Here is a 17,065-nt window from a genome sequence, read left to right on the forward strand (position 1 = left end):
CCAGGGGAGAGAGCACGCGATGGGCAACAGCACCACGGCATCGGGAGCGCCGGCCCCGTCCGCCGCGCCCGCCTCCGCTTCGGGCACCGCGGCGCCGGCCGCCCCGGGCCGTTCCGGGGAAGCCCGCCGGATGACGAAGAAGGCGCCGGCCGCGAGCTCCCGGGCCTCCGGATCGGGGCATGCCGAACGGGTCTTCCTCGTCCAGACGGCCTTCGCCGAACTCGGCGGCTCCGCCCACGGGCCCGGTGAGATCGCCGAGTTCACCGGCCTGGACGACTCGGTCGTCTACCGCATCCTGCAGTCCGGGATCTACCAGCGGATCTTCGAGCGGGTGGACCGCGGCCTGTACCGACTGCGGACCTCGGCCGCGCAACTGGCCTTCACCGCGCTCGACCACCGTCTCGACGGCGCGCAGTCGGTGCTCCGCGACCTGCGGACGGCCACCGACGGCGGGCTGGCGTTCCTCTACATGGTGGCGCCGTTCTCCGGTGCCCAGCGGCAGTGCGTCGACATGGCCGTCGGCGACTCCGACCTGGCGGAGCTGGGCATGACCCCGCGCGACGTGCTGTCCGTGACGCGTTCGCTGCGCACCGGCGCCTCCGGGCGGACGATCCTGGCCTACCTGCCGGAGGTCCTCCAGCAGCGGGTGCTGGCCGAGCCCGTACCGGACCAGGCGGGACCGGGTGTCTACCGGGACAACGACGCGCTGGTCGAGTCCCTCGCGGAGGTCCGCGACCTCGGCCACGCGCTCGGCTACGAGGAGTGCATGGCCGGCTGGAACTCCTGCGCGGCGCCGATCATGTGGGACGGTTCCATCATGGGCGCGGTCCTGCTGCTCAAGCTCAAGTCCGTGATGCCGGTGGCCCCCGACAGCGTCATCGAGGCGACGAAGGAGGCGGCGGCCGAACTGAGCCGCTACGGAGCGGCGCGGCCGGACGCCGACCGGGACTGAACCGGGCCGGCCGCCCGCCGGCCGACGCGCCGCGCCCCGCCCGTGACGGCCGGGCACAATGGCCGGGTGCGGCTCGAAGCGATCACCTGGGAACGGCTCACCGACGCGCTCGCCGAGCGGGTCACCGCGACGACGCCGAAGGACGGGAGCAGCTGGCTGCGGGTCGCCGTCGACGGGGCGCCCGCGGCCGCGCCGGGCGATCTGGCCGGCGCGCTCGCCGAGGCGCTGCGGCTCCGCGGGCGGGCGGTGCACCGGGCCGGCACGTTCGGCTTCCTGCGGCCCGCCTCCCTGCGGCTCGAACACGGCCGGGAGGACCCCGACGCCTTCCACGACGAGTGGTTCGACCGGCAGGCGCTCTGGCGCGAGGTGTTCCAGCCGCTGGATCCGGGCGGCACCGGGCGGGTGCTCCCGGACCTGTGGGATCCGGTGACGGACCGCGCCACCCGCAGCGCGTACGTGACGCTGCCGCCCGGCGGGGTCCTGCTGCTGCACGGCCCGTTCCTGCTCGGCCACTGGTTCCCCTTCGATCTCTCCGTCCACCTGAAGCTGTCGCCGGCCGCGCTGGCCCGCCGCACCCCCGAGGACGAACGCTGGACGCTGCCCGCCTTCGCGCGCTACGAGGCCGAGACCCGGCCGGAGGAGGCCGCGGACGTCGTCGTACGGGCCGACGACCCGCGCCGGCCCGCCTGGAGCGGAGCCCGCTGACCGCCTGGCTCCCCAGATCTCAGACGACCTGCCGGATCTCGCCCCGGACGCGGTAGAACCCGCCCGAGGACGCCGACAGGTCATCGACGACGTACCGCGCGCCGGCCCGGCGTATGTGGCGCGGGAACTGGACGTTCCAGGACGGCTCGTAGCCGTCGGAGAGCACGTGCACCCGCAGCCGGCCGCCTTCCTGGACGCACTCCACCACGATCCCGGACGCCGCCGCGGCCGGCACCGTCTGCACCGTCGCCGACGGGGTGTAAGTGGGCAGTGCGGCAGCCGACTTCACGTCCCGGGCCACCGGAACCGAGCCCGACCGGGCCGCGGTGACGGCCGCGTCGCTCGCGTCGACACAGACCAGCGAACCGTCGGTGGTGACCATGTACAGCTTCTCGTCCAGATACTGCATCGACAGCGCCGAGCCGCCCCCGGTGCCGAGCTTCCACAGCCGGGTGCCGTCGGCCGCGAAGCAGTACACCGAGGAGGCCGAGTCGCCGGCGAACACATAGCGGCCGCCGGGCGCAGTGGCGCAGGAATAGACGACCGTGTCGCACCGGTAGGTGGCCTCCACGGCGCCACCGGATTTCGCCAGCCGCTGGACGACCCGCCGGTCGGTGCCGGCGTACACCGCGTCGTCCTCCTGCCAGCCGAACAGCACCGCGCCCGTGGTGGGGGTGTGCCACAACTCGCCGCTGCCGTCGGCGCGGTAGGCGGTCACGCCGCGGCGGTGGCCGTGGTAGACGGCGTGTTCGTCCCGCCGCACCATCCAGGCGTGCTCGCCCGGGCTGCGCCGCGACCACTGGAACTCGTCCTCGTGGTCGATGACGGTCAGCCCGCCGGCGCGGTCGGCGACGTTGAGGACGCCCTCGCGGATGTCCAGCCAGAAGATGTCGACGTCGGGTGCGATGTCGTAGGCGGCGAAGGGGAGTTTCGACGACAGGTCGTAGACCGTGCCGTCGTCGCAGCCGGCGTAGATCCAGAAGTCGTCCGCCACCAGGCACTTGACGCCGGCGGGCAGCTGGTAGCGCGCCAGCACCTCGCCGTCGTGGCCGAGGGTGTGGACCTCGCCGTTCTGGTTGCCGACCCAGCAGCGGTCCTCGGCGATGTGGATGCCGAACGCGGAGGCGCCGGTGCGGAACCGCCACAGCACGGGGGCGACCGCGCGGGCCGTCGACGGCGCGGAGGTGACCTGACGCCGCGTCACGGGGCGGGCGGCGCGCCCTCCCGGCACCGCCGGCGCGTAGCCCTTGCGGACCTTCTCGCCGATCTTCCGGGCCGCCGCGGCCTGCGCCTTCTCGCGCGTCGGGAAGGAGGAGAGCTGCCGCTGCCCGTCCGCGCCGATGCGGCCGTAGCGCACCGACACGTCCGTGTCCCGCACCGTCACCTCGTAGAACTTGTGCGCCCCGGCGCCGTCCTGTGACAGTTCCAGATACGTCGTGGTCTCGGACATGGGTCTCCCCTCCCCGGGCGGCCCCGACGGCCGTCCCCCGCTGCTGAAAACCGTACGGCGCACCACTGACAACGGACCGTGGAGCGCCTCGCCCGGACCGCTGTCCGCCCTGCTCACGGCGGCAGTTAGCGTGTGGGCGTGACGACTTCACCGAACGCATCCGACTCCGCTGAACCCTCCGCCCCGCTGCCCGGCAGCCACGGGCCCGGCGCGACCGTGGAAGCCCACCCGCGGTCCGTCGGCACCGTCCGGACGACCTACGCGCCCGACCCGGACGGCGACCCCGACCCGGGGGAGATCGTCTGGACCTGGGTCCCCTACGAGGAGAACGACGGCCGGGGCAAGGACCGGCCGGTGCTGGTCGTCGCCCGGGAGCCGGGCGGCACCCTGCTGGCCGTGCAGCTGTCCAGCAAGCGGCACAACAACGACCGCGAGTGGGTCCCCCTCGGGACCGGCCCGTGGGACCGCGCCGGGCGCGACTCGTGGGTGGCCGTGGACCGCATACTGCGGGTGCATCCGGCCGGGATGCGGCGCGAAGCCTGCGCCCTGGACCGGGGCCGCTTCAACCTGGTGGTCAACCGGCTGCGGGAGCGCTACGGCTGGCGCTGACCGCCCGCGGGCCCGGTCGGCTCAGGCGTCCGCCAGGGCCAGCAGCTTGGTGACGGTGTTCCAGTTGCGGGCGGTGGCCGTCACCCCGAGAGGGGCGCGGCTCACCGTGTCGGCAAGCTTGGAGCGGCCGATGCCGCCCGGGCACCACAGGTACAGTTCGCGCCCGACCAGCCGGAACCGGTCGGGCGCGAACGCGGCCTCGTCGAGCGCTTCCAGCCGCGAGGTGTCGGCCGGCACCGCCGACAGGAACGTCACGTGCAGACTCTTGGGCTCCGGCACGGCCTGCGGAAAGGGATTCGCGGCGACCGCGGCGGCCAGCTCGTCGCGGGTCCGCACGACGACCGGCACGGTGAGGCCGAGCTCGGCGCCGATCGCGTCGTGCAGCACCCGGGCGGTCTCCTCCGGCGGCGTGCCGGGGTCGGCGAAGACGAGATTGCCGGTCTGGAGCAGGACGGAGACGTCCTGGAAGCCCAGCTTCTCGGCCAGCTCCAGCTGCCTGGCCTTGGGGAAGGAGTTGTGGCCGCCGACGTTGATGCCGCGGAGCAGAGCGATCTGACGGGACATGGCATGCCTTCGTGGAGCCGGCCCGGCGGGGCCGGACGGCGGTCGGGATCAGAAGAGCGGCGCGGGCAGCACGCCTTCGAGGGCCAGCAGCAGGCGTTTGGTCTCCAGACCGCCGCCGAATCCGCCGATCCCGCCGTCGCTGGCCACGACGCGGTGGCAGGGGACGACGACCGGCAGCGGGTTGGAGCCCATCGCCGCGCCCACCGCGCGGGCCGCGCCTGCCTCGCCCACCCGGTCCGCGAGGTACTGGTAGCCGACGACGCTGCCGTAGGGGACGTCGTCCGCCAGGGCGTGCAGCACCCGGGCGTTGAAACCCGAGGTCAGGGACCAGTCCAGGGGAACGGTGAAGGACCGCAGCTCCCCGGAGAAGTAGGCGGTCAGCTCGGCGGCGGCCGTCCGCAGATGAGGTGTCCCGGGGGCCGGCGGCCCGCCGAAACGCTGCTCCAGACGGGTCAGCGCGCGCCGGGTCCTCCGCTCGTCGGCGTGGAAGACCACCTGGGCCAGGCCGTCCCGGGTCGCGGCGAGGAGCAGCGGACCGATCGGGGTCTCCAGGCGCGTCCAGGCCCAGTCGCGGGGGCCCGCGGACCCCGGGGCCGGCTCCGGTACCTGCTCGGAATGCATCACCTGATCAGGGTAGGACGTACCACTGACAACGGGGCGGGGAACGGCCCGGTACCGCCGCCCGCCCCCGCCCCCGCGCCCGTGCCGGCCGAGGTGCTCAGCCGTCCTTGTCCCGGCGCTCCAGCGCCGCGCGCACCACGTCGGGCTTGTTGGTGATGATGCCGTCGACGCCCAGATCGGCGACCTTCACCGCGGTGGCCGCGTCGTCGACGGTCCAGGTGTACAGGTCCAGCGGCCGCCGGTGCGGCCCCTTCAGCGCGTGCACGGCGGCGACGTACTGCGGGGTGACCGCCGTGTGGACGGGATTGATCTGGTCGCAGTACTTCGCGAATTTCGGCAGGTCGGCGACGGAGGGGTTGCCGAGGAAGCCCGTCTTGAGGTCCGGCCGGAGTTCGTGCACGGTCTTGATGGCGTCGGCGTTGAAGCTCTGGATGATCAGACGGTTCTTGACGTGGTCCCGGTCCAGCCAGCCGGCGCGGCGCAGCTCCCTGAGGGTCTGCAGCTCGATGCCCGGGTAGAGCTCCGGCGACTTCAGCTCCATCAGCAGGCTCTGGTCGTTGTCCTCGACCTCGTCCATGTAGTCCTCCAGGGTCGGTACGCGCTCCCCTGCGAACTTCGGACCGAACCAGCTGCCCGCGTCCAGCTTCTCGATCTCCTTGAGGGTGAAGTCCGAGACGCTCCAGGGGGAGCGGTCCGGGAAGACCTTCTTGACGTTGGTGGTCCGGGCGAGCGAGTTGTCGTGCAGGATGACCAGCTCGCCGTCCTTGGTGCGCTGGACGTCGTTCTCGACCCAGTCGAAGCCGAGCCGGGCTGCCGCGTCGATGGAGGCGAGGGTGTTCTCGGGCGCGTACGACGAGGCCCCCCGGTGGGCGACCGTCTCCGGAGTGCGTCCGTGCGGTGCGGCCTGGGCGGCGGCGGGGGAGAGGACGAGCGCGGACAGACCCATGAGCACACCGGCGACCACGGTGGCGACGGGGCGAATACGCATACGGACTCCTCGTGACGTCGTGGGCGTGAGCTGAGCTGACGTGAAGTGACGTGAACCGGGGTCGGACGGGCAGAGACTCGCAGCCGGGCCGTAGCGGGAGGCGGTCGTACGGTGGCCGAATGCTGAACGAGGGATGGCCGGTCTTCCGTGTGGAGCGTCGCGCAGTTGCAGGATGCCCGGAATACCCGTGCAACAGACGTACGTTCCGATGCCGTCCAACTTGCCGGAGCCGCGGCGTCCGCGCATCTTGACCGATGATGCGTCACCCCTCGTGCGTCTGACCGGTTTTGGCGAGCCGTCGGAGAGGGAGGGGCCGCGGCGGCGGCCCGTACGCGGGGGCTCGGCGAGCCCGGGCCGGGGCTGCGGCTGCCGGTTCCGGCGCGGTGCCGGCGATCTTGCGGAGGGCCGGCGTTGGGCCGCCCGCACCACGCCGCGGCGCCGGCCCGGACGCCGCACCCCGGCCGGCCCGGCCCGCCCCGGAGGACTCCGGCCCGTCCGGCTCCCGGCCGTCCGGCGGATCCGCCCGCGCGGTCCGGAGCACCTGCCGGGCCGGCCCGGAGCCTGCGCGCAGGCTCCGGGCGTCCGGCGCCGCCGGGGGAAACCGCAGGTCGGAGGCGATTCCCCGCCGGTTGTCAGTGGCGGGTCGTACGGTGGATCCCATGCGGCCCGTATCAAAGATCGAACGCTCGGTGGCGCCCTTCGAGGTCGTCAGCCCCTACCAGCCCAGTGGCGACCAGCCGGCGGCCATCGCCGAGCTGGAGAAGCGCATCCGCGGCGGTGAGAAGGATGTCGTCCTGCTGGGTGCGACCGGTACCGGCAAGTCGGCGACCACCGCGTGGATGATCGAGAAGCTGCAGCGCCCGACGCTCGTCATGGCGCCCAACAAGACCCTCGCGGCGCAGCTCGCCAACGAATTCCGCGAGCTGCTGCCGAACAACGCGGTCGAGTACTTCGTCTCCTACTACGACTACTACCAGCCCGAGGCGTACGTCCCGCAGTCCGATACGTACATCGAGAAGGACTCCTCGATCAACGAGGAGGTCGAGCGGCTGCGGCACTCCGCGACGAACTCGCTGCTCACCCGGCGTGACGTCGTGGTGGTCGCCTCTGTGTCCTGCATCTACGGCCTGGGCACGCCGCAGGAGTACGTCGACCGGATGGTCCCCCTGAAGGTCGGCGACGAGATCGACCGCGACCAGCTGCTGCGCCGCTTCGTCGACATCCAGTACACGCGCAACGACCTGGCGTTCACCCGGGGCACCTTCCGGGTCCGCGGCGACACCATCGAGATCTTCCCGGTGTACGAGGAGCTCGCCGTGCGGATCGAGATGTTCGGCGACGAGATCGAGGCGCTCTCCACGCTGCACCCGCTCACCGGCGAGGTGATCAGCGAGGACGAGCAGCTGTACATCTTCCCGGCCAGCCACTACATCGCCGGCCCGGAGCGGATGGAGCGGGCCATCGCCGGCATCGAGGCCGAGCTGGTGGAGCGCCTCGCCACCCTGGAGAAGCAGGGCAAGCTGCTGGAGGCCCAGCGGCTGCGGATGCGCACGACGTACGACATCGAGATGATGCGGCAGATCGGCTCCTGCTCGGGCATCGAGAACTACTCCATGCACATGGACGGCCGTGAGCCGGGCTCCGCGCCCAACACCCTCATCGACTACTTCCCGGAGGACTTCCTCCTGGTCATCGACGAATCGCATGTCACCGTCCCGCAGATCGGTGCCATGTACGAGGGTGACGCCTCCCGCAAGCGCACCCTGGTCGACCACGGCTTCCGGCTGCCCTCCGCCATGGACAACCGGCCGCTGAAGTGGGAGGAGTTCCTGGGCCGCATCGGCCAGACCGTCTATCTGTCGGCGACCCCCGGCCCGTACGAGCTCGCCCGGGGCGACGGCTATGTGGAGCAGATCATCCGGCCGACCGGGCTGGTCGACCCGGAGGTGGTGGTCAAGCCCACCGACGGGCAGATCGACGATCTGGTGCACGAGATCCGGACCCGTACCGAGAAGGACGAGCGCGTCCTGGTCACCACCCTCACCAAGAAGATGGCCGAGGACCTCACGGACTACTTCCTGGAGCTCGGTATCCAGGTGCGCTACCTGCACAGCGACGTCGACACCCTGCGCCGGGTGGAGCTGCTGCGGGAGCTGCGATCGGGTGAGTACGACGTCCTGGTGGGCATCAACCTGCTGCGTGAGGGCCTCGACCTGCCGGAGGTCTCGCTGGTCGCCATTCTGGACGCCGACAAGGAGGGCTTCCTGCGCTCCGGTTCGGCGCTCATCCAGACGATCGGCCGCGCGGCGCGCAATGTCTCCGGGCAGGTGCACATGTACGCCGACAAGGTCACCCCGGCGATGGAGAAGGCCATCGACGAGACCAACCGGCGCCGGGAGAAGCAGCTGGCGTACAACAAGGAACACGGCATCGACCCGCAGCCGCTCCGCAAGAAGATCGGCGACATCGTCGCCACGATCGCCCGGGAGGAGATCGACACCCAGGAGCTGCTGGGCTCGGGCTACCGCAAGGGCGGAGAGGCCAAGGACGCCAAGGCCAAGGCGCCGGTCCCGTCGCTCGGCGCGCACACCGGCAAGGCCGCCAAGGGCAAGGGCGGCAAGGCGGGCGAGGTGCTGACGGACCGTCCGGCCGCCGAACTGGCCGAGCTCATCGAGGAGATGACGGAGCGGATGCGGGCCGCCGCGGCCGAGCTGCAGTTCGAGATCGCCGCCCGACTGCGCGACGAGGTGGGCGAGCTGAAGAAGGAGCTGCGGCAAATGAGGGAGGCCGGGGTGAAGTGAGGGCCGCCGGCGTGCGGTGAGGGAGACCGGGACGAGGTGCGGGGCGGGGGCGCGGCCCCGGGCCGGGCGCGGCGGCGCGCCCGGCCGGGTGTCTCAGAAACGCCACAAAACGCGGGCCGTGTGCGCCCCCGCCCCGCGGTCGTGCGTAGGGTCGAGGGGGCCGCCGGAGAGCTGGGCGGGGACAGTACAGAGAGGGGACGGCGCGTGTCGGTCAATTTGTCCAAGGGGCAGGGCATCAGCCTGCAGAAGTCCGACGGAGGGACGCTGACCGCGGTGCGGATGGGGCTGGGGTGGCGTTCGGCGCCGCGTCGCGGCCTGTTCGGCAGGCGGACCAACGAGATCGACCTCGACGCCTCGGCGGTGCTCTTCGCCGGCCGGCAGCCGATAGACGTCGTCTTCTTCCAGCATCTGGTCAGCGATGACGGCGCGGTCCGGCACACCGGCGACAACCTCGTCGGCGGTGCGGGCCAGGGCGGTGACGACGAGGCGATCCTGGTCGACCTGGAGCGGGTGCCGGTGCACATCGACCAGATCGTCTTCACCGTCAACTCCTTCACCGGCCAGACCTTCGCCGAGGTGCAGGACGCCTTCTGCCGGCTGGTCGACGAGAACACCGGCGAGGAGCTGGCCCGCTACACCCTGACGGGCGGCGGCGACTACACCGCACAGGTCATGTCGAAGGTCCACCGGACGGCCAACGGCTGGCAGATGACCGCCATCGGTGAGCCCTCCGTCGGCCGGACGTTCCAGGACCTGGTGCCGGCGATCCTGCCGCACCTGTAAGGACGCACCTCCGCAGCACGCACCGTCCGCGTCCGCACTGCCCGAAGGGCGGGGCGTCCCGCAGGGCGGGGCGGCGCGGTATGCACCGTCGTGGCAGCGCGCACCCGGGCCGCGCCGCCGCGTCCGGGCCTGTGCCCGGCAGGCCCGGGACGCACCACGACCAGGGGGAACGACGATGACGGCCGAGCTGGTCCGGGGCCAGAACCATCCACTGGACCGGACGCGGGTGGAGATCCGGATCACGGCGGGCGGCCCCGTCGTGGCCGCGGTGACGCTCGGCGACGCGCACGGCAGGCTTCCCGGCACCGACGCGGTGGCCCACCCGGGGGCGCCCCGGCGCACCGGCATCGAGGTGCCCCGCCAGGCGGCTGCCGCGCACCGTCTCGCGGTGGACCTCGGCGCGCTGCCGGACGCCGTCCACCGGGTGAGCGTGCTGCTGGCGCTGCCCACCGGGATCGGCGCGCTGACCACCTTCGGCGCCGCCGCCCCGCCGTCCGTCCAGGTCACCGGCCTCGACGGCACGGGACTGGCCGGCTACACCCTCAACGGGCTGGGCGCCGAATCCGCCGTCGTCGCCGTCGAGCTGTACCGCAGAGCGGGCGCCTGGAAGGTGCGTGCCGTGGGCCAGGGCTACGCCGACGGCCTCGCCGCGCTGCTGCGCGACCAGGGGCTTCCGCAGGCGGCGGAGCTGGCCGCGGAGATCGAGGAAGCGGTCGGCCGCGGGCACGCCAGGGCGGTCCCGGCGCCCGCACCGGCCGCGGCGCACCGGCCCGACGGACCCGCACACCCGGCCCCCGGCCCCGCCGCCCCGGCCCCCGGCCCCGCCGCCCCGGCCCCGGACCCCGCCGCCCCGTCCACCTCGCCGGCCGCCGCCCCCGTCGACTACCGCCACCCCGAGCGCCGCTCCACCCCCGCCCCTGCCACCCCGCAGCCCTCGGTGGGCGGCCCGGTGGACCCGGCCGCTCCCGCTCCCCCGCCGTCCTCACCGCCCGCCCCCTCGGGCCCGGTGGCCGGTGACGCCGCCGGATGGAGCATGGAGGAGCGGCTCTACAACCAGGTATGGGGGATGTTCGAGGACCTGACCCGGTCGGTCGCGGCGTACCGCAGCGCGTCCGACTTCGCGGAGTCCCGCCTGGAGCAGGAGCTCGACGCCGCGCTCTCCGACCCGCGCGACCGCCTCGGCACGGCCGCCGACGCCGCCCGCGCCGCCGCCCGCGACCGGCACGCCGCCCTCGTCACCCAGGCCCGCGCCGCCCTCGACCGGGACCTCGCCCAGCTCGCCGCCGAGTCGGAGGTGGTCGAGCCCGCGCTGCCGCCCGCCTTCGCCCGCTGGGACAGCCCCGTATGGCAGGCCCACCGCTCCGCGCAGCAGCGCCCGATGGCGCTGCGGCTGGGCGACCTGCACCTCCCGGAGGTGCCGGACCTGCGCATCCCGATGCTCGTACGCCTCCCGCTGGAGCGCGGACTGTGGATCGACTGCGGGCCCGACGCCTACGCCTGGAGGGGCCCGGACCCTGACCGCGCCTACGCCCGCCGGGAGCTGGGCAGTGCGCTGACGGACGGGCCGCCGGACGAGGCGGAACTGCGCCGGCTCTCCCTGGAGACCGCCGTCGCGCTCGCCGCCCGGCTGCTGGCGGTTCACCCCGCGGGTGAGTTCGCGGTCCAGGTCATCGACCCGGGCGGCACGACGCTGCCCGCGCTGGCGCCGCTCCTGGAGACCGGTGTGCTGCCCGCCGCCCCGGTGCCCGGGGCCGCGGGCGTCGCCGCCGTCCTGGAGGGGCTGACCCGGCGGGTGGACCTCGTCCAGATGGCCGTCCGCAGCCGCGCCGCGGACGCCCTCCCGCCCGATGTGGACACCGCCGGGCAGCTGCTGATCGTCCATGACTTCCCGCACGGCTTCGACGACCGGGCCCTGACCCGGCTGCGCTATCTGGCCGACGAGGGCCCCGCGGTCGGGGTGCATCTGCTGATGGTCGCCGACCGTGCCCGGGCCCGGGAGTACGGACCGGTCCTGGACCCGCTGTGGCGGTCCCTGCTGCGGATCACGCCGGTGCCCGACGCGCATCTGGCCGACCCCTGGGTGGGCCACGCCTGGACGTACGAGCCGTCGCTCGCCCCCAGGGGCAGTCAGGTGGTGCGTCAGGTGCTGGGCCGCGTCGCGGAGGCCCGCCGGGAGCGCCGGTCGTAGCGCGGGACCCCGGGCCCGGAGCCCCTCTGACCAGCAACTTTGCCTATTTCTTTACTAATGCTTGGTCTTCCTTTACGCTTCTTTGTGCGGAGGGGAGTACTCCCGATGCGACGTACCCGTCATCACGGATTGCGAGTGTGACGAGATCCCGGGGCGTCGGCCCCGTCCTCCTCGGACGGAACGGGGCGGAGGAGACCTCCGGCAGCGACGACGCTGTGAGTGCCGTACGACTCTGCCGGAGGAGCAGTGGACGTTTCCCTGACCCTGTGGGTGCTGACCATCCTTGGTCTGTGCGCCCTGATAGCCGCCGATTTCTTCATCGGCGGACGCAAACCCCATGAGGTCTCCCTCAAGGAGGCCGGCATCTGGACCGGTGTCTGGATCGCGCTCGCCGCGCTGTTCGGACTCGGGCTGCTGCTCTTCGGCGGCACCGCGCCGGCCGGTGAGTTCTTCGCGGGCTTCATCACCGAGAAGTCCCTCAGCGTGGACAACCTCTTCGTCTTCGTGCTGATCATGGCGAAGTTCGCGGTCCCGGCCGTCTACCAGCAGCGGGTGCTGATGGTGGGCGTGCTGATCGCGCTGGTGCTGCGGGCCGGCTTCATCGGCGCCGGCGCCGCGATCATCGCCAACTTCTCCTGGATCTTCTACCTCTTCGGCGCGTTCCTGATCTGGACCGCGTGGAAGCTGATCAAGGAGGCGCGCGCCGAGGAGGAGGACGAGGAGTTCGAGGAGAACCGCTTCCTGAAGATGGTCGAGAAGCGCTTCCCGTCGACCGACGCGTACCACGGCACCAAGCTGTTCGTCGTCGAGAACGGCCGGCGCCTGATGACGCCGATGCTGATCGTCATGCTGGCGATCGGCACCACCGACGTCCTCTTCGCGCTGGACTCCATCCCGGCGATCTTCGGCCTCACCCAGGACCCGTACATCGTCTTCACCGCGAACGCGTTCGCCCTGATGGGCCTGCGGCAGCTGTACTTCCTGATCGGCGGGCTGCTCAAGAAGCTGGTCCACCTGTCGTACGGCCTGTCGGTCATCCTGGGCTTCATCGGCGTGAAGCTGGTGCTGCACGCGCTGCACGAGTCCGGGGTGGCGGTTCCGGAGATCAGCATTCCGGTCTCGCTGGGCGTCATCTGCGCGGTGCTCGTCGTCACGACGATCACCAGCCTGCGCGCCTCGAAGAAGCAGGAGGCCGCGGCCGCGGCGGAGCCCCGGACGCGCATTGACGCCTGAGGCCCGACGGCCCGTCCTTGACCGACGGCGCCCGCCCCCTCCGACGGGAGGGGGCGGGCGTCGTCGCCGCTTTCGGGCTCCGCTTCCGGGAGCCGTCCGCGTCACCAGCCGCGCTTGCGCCACTCCGCGAGGTGCGGGCGCTCCGCGCCGAGTGTGGTGTCGTTGCCGTGCCCCGGATAGACCCAGGTCTCGTCGGGGAGCGCGCCGAACAGCTTGGTCTCCACGTCGTCGAGCAGACTCGTGAAGCGTCCGGCGTCGCCCCAGGTGTTGCCGATGCCGCCGGGGAAGAGGCAGTCCCCGGTGAAGACGTGCGGGGCGCCGTGCGGGTCGTCGTAGACCAGCGCGATGCTGCCGGGGGTGTGCCCGGTCAGATGGCGCGCGGTCAGCTCGACCCGGCCGACGGTGACGGTGTCGCCGTCGTCGAGCAGGACGTCCGTCGGGACGGGGATGCCCTCGGCGTCGTACCGGCCCGCGTACGTCCGCGCGCCCGTCGCGTCGACCACCTCGCGCAGCGCGCCCCAGTGGTCGCCGTGCTGGTGCGTGGTGACGACGGAGGCGATGCTGCTGTCGCCGATCAGCGCGAGGAGGGTGCGCGGTTCGGCCGCCGCGTCGATCAGCAGCTGCTCATCGGTCGCACGGCACCGCAGTACATAGGCGTTGTTGTCCATCCGGCCGACCGCGACCTTCGAGATCATCAGGTCGGTCAGTTCGTGCACGTCGGCCGCTCCGCCGACCTTGACTGCTCCGCTGTAGCCCATGGACCCACTCTAGAGCGGGGGTACGACAGGCAGCGCGGCGCCGTGACCGTCGAGCTCCGCGCCGTCGCCGCGACCGGTGAGCCAGCCGACCAGGGCCCGTGCCGGGCCGCTCACCACCACCTCCCCGTCGCCCGGACGCCCGGTGCGCCAGCTGCGTCCGTCGTCGGCGCGGAGCTCCAGGGCGGGCAGCTCGGGACTGCCGGCGAACTTGACCGTGGCGAGGAACGCCAGCTCGCTGTCGACGAACTCGGGCGAGAGCTGGTCCAGGGTGTGCCCGACACCCAGGTCCATGTGGTGCAGTTCCAGCTCGGCGAGGCGGCGTAGCGGCAGCCGGTCGGCGCGCTCGACCACGCCGTTGCGCATCTCGACCTCGAACGCCCGGCGGGCCCGGGGCAGGGTGTCCGCCGCCGCGTCGAAGCGGGTGGCGCTCTCCCGCAGGTCCTCCAGATGGGCGGCCAGCGGCCGGTCGGCGTCCCGTTCGATGTCGGCGGCCCGGGCCGCGGGGCTCGCGTACATCGGTGTGCGGATGTCGGTGCGGGCCCAGGTGAGGAGGTTGGTCAAGGCGTCCGCGTTGCGGGCCAGATGGGCGAGGACGTGTCCGCGGGTCCAGCCGGGGAGCAGCGAGGGTTCCCCGACCGCGGCGTCGTCGAGCTTGCCCACCGAGACCAGCAGCCGTTCGGTTGCCTCACGGACGGCTGCCACATCGTGCGCGAAGTCAGGCGTGGTGACGGTCATGCTCCGAAGCTAGCGCCAGACAGGCGGGTTCGGGAGTCGGCCCGCACCGATCGGGGCGTACGCCCGGCGCGAGGCGGGAGCGGGCAGCCGGGGCGGGCGGCGCGTACGGGGGCCGCACGGCCCGGGTGCGGCGCCGCCCGCGGGCGGTTCCCGGCGGTCAGGCCGCCGCGTCGGCGGGCGTGCCGAACCACCGGCGGAGCGCGGCGTCCAGCTCGTCCGGTGCGGCCGGGACGGCGGAGCCGGCGGCGTCGGCGCGGTCCGCGGCCCAGGCGGTGCAGCCGTCCGGCCGTACCAGCAGGCCGGCGAGGCCGGGCTGCCCGGGACAGCCGGCCGTCAGCACCCGCAGCCGGCCGTCGTACCCGGTGGCCCGCTTGCGCAGCTCGGCGTCATCGGTGAGGTCGAGCAACAGCCCCTGCCCGCCGTGCAGCTGCTCCGCGAGCCGGCTGCCGTCGGAGAACTCCAGGTCGGGGGCGCTGCGGCCGATCAGCGGGTGGTCGCCCGGCAGGTCGTTGCGCTGCCACACCCCGGAGATCTTCTTGGTGAAGAAGGTGGTGGCGTCGACCGTTCCGGTCAGCTCGGCGATCACCTCGCGCAGCGCCCGGGAGTGCGACTCCGGCCGCATCAGCGCCACTTGGGCGCGGGTCCAGTCCAGGGCCCAGGCGCCGATCGGGTGCCGTTCGGCGGTGTAGGTGTCCAGCAGCCCGTCGGGGGCCCAGCCGTGCACCGTCGCGGCCAGTTTCCAGCCCAGGTTCATCGCGTCCCCGATACCGAGGTTGAGTCCCTGGCCACCGAACGGGGCGTGCACATGCGCCGCGTCACCGGCCAGCAGCACCCGCCCCGCCCGGTAGTCCGGCACCTGACGGGCGTTGTCCGTGAAACGGGTCGCCGTGCGGACCTTGTGGATCCGCACCCCCTCGACCCCGGAGACCTTCCGCAGGGACTCCTCCAACTCCTGGGCGGTGACGGGTGCTTCGCGGTCCGCGGGCGGGCCGTCGAACTCCACGGTGAGGATCCGGCCGGGCATCGGGCCGTGGACGTAGGTCCCGGTCTCCGTCCAGTTCCAGCCCGCCCCGAGCTTCTCGGCGCCGGTCATCTCCACCAGCGCCTGGTGGCCGGTGATCTCGGGGGCGGTGCCGGGGAACGGGAAGCCGGCGAGGCGGCGGACGGTGCTGCGGCCGCCGTCGCACCCGACGAGCCAGCCGGTGCGCAGCGTCCCCCCGGAGGTGTGCACGGTCACGCCGTCCTCGCCGGCGTCGAAGCCGGTCAGCGTCACCCCGCGGCGCAGCTCGACGCCCAGTTCGGCGGCGCGTGCGGCGAGCAGCCGCTCCAGGACCTCCTGGGGAACGAGGCCGACCTCGCCGGCCGGGCCGGGGCCGTCGAAGTCCGGGTCGGACTCGTCCAGCAGGTCGCCGCGCAGCATGATGCCGGCGAAGTGCCCGGCGAACTTCGGGGGCGCCTGCAACCCCGAGGCGCCCGCGGCCTGCCGCTGCCGCAGGAACGAGCTGAACCTCTCGATGCCCGCGCGCTGCGCCGCGGCCAGGTCGGGCAGCATGCCGCGCCGGTAGAACGCCTCCGCGCTGGGGGAGTTGATCGCTCCCGCCTTGATCTTCGTGTCCACCTCGGTGAGCCGCTCCAGGACGGTCACCGAGACCTTCGCCAGGGCCAGTTCGCAGGCGAGCATCAGCCCCACCGGGCCGCCCCCTGCCACCACTACGTCTGCGTCACTCGTCATGCGCATGAGTGTAGTCACTAAAAGTTTTTTGTCACTAAAAATTTACGGGGGGTGCGGCCTAGGATCTGGGGCATGGACGAGCAGCGACACGCAGGTACGGAGACGGCCGCCGGGAGGTGGCCCGCCGGCCCGGAGGGGGAGACCGGCTTCGGCGAGGAGGACGGGCGGCTGACGCTGCGCGAGCGCAAGAAGCTGCGCACCCGGCAGCGGATCTCCGGTGAGGCCACGCTGCTGTTCATCCGGCACGGCTTCGACAACGTCACCGTCGCCGAGGTCGCCCGGGCCGCCGAGGTCTCCACGATGACCGTCTTCAACTACTTCCCGCGCAAGGAGGACCTCTTCCTCGACCGGGTCCCCGAGGGCCGGGAGCTGCTGATCCGCGCCGTACGGGAGCGCGGTGCCGGCGAGGCGCCGCTGGCCGCGCTGCGCCGGCTCGTCCTCGGCCTGCTGGCGCAGCGGCACCCGCTGGGCGCCGTGGGGGAGGGGTACGAACACTTCTGGCGGACGGTGCGGGACTCGCCGGCACTACTGGCGCGGGGGCGTGAGGTGGTGGAGGAGCTGGAGCACACCCTGGCCGGGCTGCTGGCCGAGGCCGAGGGCGGCGACGCCGAGCGGCCCGGACACCGCTCCCGGCTGGCCGCCGCGCTGATCGTCGCGGGGGTCCGGACCGCGTTCGCCGAGGCGATCGGCCGGCAGCTCGCGGGCGAGGCGGTCGACGAGGTGGCGGCCGGGCAGGTCGAGGTGGTGCGGCGGACGTTCGAAGCGCTGGAGCGGGCACTCTCGGCTTGACGCCGGGGCGAGGTCGTGCGGGGGCGTTTGTGCAGCGCAGGAGCGTGTGGCGGGCCGCGGGAAGGATGTGGCGCCGCCACACGTTCGGGTGAAGAGGGCTTACGAGCCCGGTAAATCGAATGCGCGTGCTATAGGCTCGTGTATGGCATCCCAAAGA

Annotated in this window: 15 protein-coding genes; 8 read left to right on the forward strand and 7 right to left on the reverse strand. The window is 72.8% G+C overall.

Annotation, left to right across the window (positions count from 1 at the left end; translation table 11 throughout):
- Positions 1 to 19 precede the first annotated feature (19 nt).
- Complete coding sequence (locus SL103_RS09415) at positions 20 to 952, forward strand: IclR family transcriptional regulator domain-containing protein (RefSeq protein ID WP_069568279.1); 933 nt, start codon at positions 20 to 22, stop codon at positions 950 to 952.
- Positions 953 to 1,018: 66 nt separating this feature from the next.
- Positions 1,019 to 1,657 (forward strand): uridine kinase, encoded by a 639-nt coding sequence (locus SL103_RS09420; protein ID WP_069568280.1) that lies wholly within the window; start codon positions 1,019 to 1,021, stop codon positions 1,655 to 1,657.
- 19 nt (positions 1,658 to 1,676) lie between these two features.
- Here SL103_RS09420 and SL103_RS09425 read toward each other — a convergent pair whose 3' ends face one another.
- Positions 1,677 to 3,107: a WGR domain-containing protein gene (locus SL103_RS09425; RefSeq protein WP_069568281.1), complete on the reverse strand. Its 1,431-nt coding sequence runs from the start codon at positions 3,105 to 3,107 to the stop codon at positions 1,677 to 1,679.
- A gap of 138 nt (positions 3,108 to 3,245) precedes the next feature.
- Here SL103_RS09425 and SL103_RS09430 point away from each other — a divergent pair, with 138 nt between their 5' ends.
- On the forward strand, positions 3,246 to 3,716 hold the full coding sequence (locus tag SL103_RS09430) for a type II toxin-antitoxin system PemK/MazF family toxin (RefSeq protein ID WP_069573563.1): 471 nt from the start codon (positions 3,246 to 3,248) through the stop codon (positions 3,714 to 3,716).
- Positions 3,717 to 3,737: 21 nt separating this feature from the next.
- On the opposite strand, the gene SL103_RS09435 is transcribed toward SL103_RS09430, so the two are convergent.
- From SL103_RS09435 to SL103_RS09445, 3 genes are all read right to left on the reverse strand, one after another.
- Positions 3,738 to 4,280 (reverse strand): DUF1697 domain-containing protein, encoded by a 543-nt coding sequence (locus SL103_RS09435; protein WP_069568282.1) that lies wholly within the window; start codon positions 4,278 to 4,280, stop codon positions 3,738 to 3,740.
- Positions 4,281 to 4,328: 48 nt separating this feature from the next.
- Positions 4,329 to 4,901, reverse strand: a complete 573-nt coding sequence (locus SL103_RS09440; protein WP_069568283.1) for a methylated-DNA--[protein]-cysteine S-methyltransferase — start codon at positions 4,899 to 4,901, stop codon at positions 4,329 to 4,331.
- Positions 4,902 to 4,998: 97 nt separating this feature from the next.
- Positions 4,999 to 5,889, reverse strand: a complete 891-nt coding sequence (locus tag SL103_RS09445) for a glycerophosphodiester phosphodiesterase (RefSeq protein WP_069568284.1) — start codon at positions 5,887 to 5,889, stop codon at positions 4,999 to 5,001.
- A gap of 659 nt (positions 5,890 to 6,548) precedes the next feature.
- Here SL103_RS09445 and uvrB point away from each other — a divergent pair.
- From uvrB to SL103_RS09465, 4 genes are all read left to right on the forward strand, one after another.
- On the forward strand, positions 6,549 to 8,690 hold the full coding sequence (gene uvrB / locus SL103_RS09450) for an excinuclease ABC subunit UvrB (RefSeq protein ID WP_069568285.1): 2,142 nt from the start codon (positions 6,549 to 6,551) through the stop codon (positions 8,688 to 8,690).
- Between the two features lie 204 nt (positions 8,691 to 8,894).
- On the forward strand, positions 8,895 to 9,473 hold the full coding sequence (locus SL103_RS09455; protein ID WP_069568286.1) for a TerD family protein: 579 nt from the start codon (positions 8,895 to 8,897) through the stop codon (positions 9,471 to 9,473).
- Positions 9,474 to 9,648: 175 nt separating this feature from the next.
- Positions 9,649 to 11,661: a TerD family protein gene (locus SL103_RS09460; RefSeq protein WP_069568287.1), complete on the forward strand. Its 2,013-nt coding sequence runs from the start codon at positions 9,649 to 9,651 to the stop codon at positions 11,659 to 11,661.
- A 246-nt stretch (positions 11,662 to 11,907) separates the two neighbouring features.
- Positions 11,908 to 12,894: a TerC family protein gene (locus tag SL103_RS09465; RefSeq protein ID WP_069568288.1), complete on the forward strand. Its 987-nt coding sequence runs from the start codon at positions 11,908 to 11,910 to the stop codon at positions 12,892 to 12,894.
- Positions 12,895 to 12,995: 101 nt separating this feature from the next.
- Here SL103_RS09465 and SL103_RS09470 read toward each other — a convergent pair whose 3' ends face one another.
- The 3 genes from SL103_RS09470 to SL103_RS09480 form a co-directional block, all read right to left on the reverse strand.
- Positions 12,996 to 13,652, reverse strand: coding sequence for an MBL fold metallo-hydrolase (locus tag SL103_RS09470; protein ID WP_069568289.1), 657 nt, complete (start codon positions 13,650 to 13,652; stop codon positions 12,996 to 12,998).
- 9 nt (positions 13,653 to 13,661) lie between these two features.
- Complete coding sequence (locus SL103_RS09475; protein WP_069568290.1) at positions 13,662 to 14,387, reverse strand: maleylpyruvate isomerase family mycothiol-dependent enzyme; 726 nt, start codon at positions 14,385 to 14,387, stop codon at positions 13,662 to 13,664.
- 157 nt (positions 14,388 to 14,544) lie between these two features.
- The gene (locus SL103_RS09480; RefSeq protein ID WP_279631142.1) at positions 14,545 to 16,125 is read right to left on the reverse strand and encodes an FAD-dependent monooxygenase; all 1,581 of its coding nucleotides are present in this window, start codon (positions 16,123 to 16,125) and stop codon (positions 14,545 to 14,547) included.
- Between the two features lie 66 nt (positions 16,126 to 16,191).
- Here SL103_RS09480 and SL103_RS09485 point away from each other — a divergent pair, with 66 nt between their 5' ends.
- Positions 16,192 to 16,908 (forward strand): TetR/AcrR family transcriptional regulator, encoded by a 717-nt coding sequence (locus SL103_RS09485; protein ID WP_079145656.1) that lies wholly within the window; start codon positions 16,192 to 16,194, stop codon positions 16,906 to 16,908.
- The last annotated feature ends 157 nt before the right edge of the window (positions 16,909 to 17,065 follow it).

This window comes from Streptomyces lydicus (assembly GCF_001729485.1).
Classification (GTDB): Bacteria; Actinomycetota; Actinomycetes; order Streptomycetales; family Streptomycetaceae; genus Streptomyces; species Streptomyces lydicus_D.

Bases quoted from the DNA above. Each gene is read 5' to 3' on its own strand.
- SL103_RS09415 (WP_069568279.1), top strand. From the start codon at position 20: ATGGGCAACAGCACCACGGCATCGGGAGCGCCGGCCCCGTCCGCCGCG.
- SL103_RS09425 (WP_069568281.1), bottom strand. From the start codon at position 3,107: ATGTCCGAGACCACGACGTATCTGGAACTGTCACAGGACGGCGCCGGG.
- SL103_RS09435 (WP_069568282.1), bottom strand. From the start codon at position 4,280: ATGTCCCGTCAGATCGCTCTGCTCCGCGGCATCAACGTCGGCGGCCAC.
- SL103_RS09440 (WP_069568283.1), bottom strand. From the start codon at position 4,901: ATGCATTCCGAGCAGGTACCGGAGCCGGCCCCGGGGTCCGCGGGCCCC.
- SL103_RS09445 (WP_069568284.1), bottom strand. From the start codon at position 5,889: ATGCGTATTCGCCCCGTCGCCACCGTGGTCGCCGGTGTGCTCATGGGT.
- uvrB (WP_069568285.1), top strand. From the start codon at position 6,549: ATGCGGCCCGTATCAAAGATCGAACGCTCGGTGGCGCCCTTCGAGGTC.
- SL103_RS09460 (WP_069568287.1), top strand. From the start codon at position 9,649: ATGACGGCCGAGCTGGTCCGGGGCCAGAACCATCCACTGGACCGGACG.
- SL103_RS09470 (WP_069568289.1), bottom strand. From the start codon at position 13,652: ATGGGCTACAGCGGAGCAGTCAAGGTCGGCGGAGCGGCCGACGTGCAC.
- SL103_RS09475 (WP_069568290.1), bottom strand. From the start codon at position 14,387: ATGACCGTCACCACGCCTGACTTCGCGCACGATGTGGCAGCCGTCCGT.
- SL103_RS09480 (WP_279631142.1), bottom strand. From the start codon at position 16,125: ATGCGCATGACGAGTGACGCAGACGTAGTGGTGGCAGGGGGCGGCCCG.
- SL103_RS09485 (WP_079145656.1), top strand. From the start codon at position 16,192: ATGGACGAGCAGCGACACGCAGGTACGGAGACGGCCGCCGGGAGGTGG.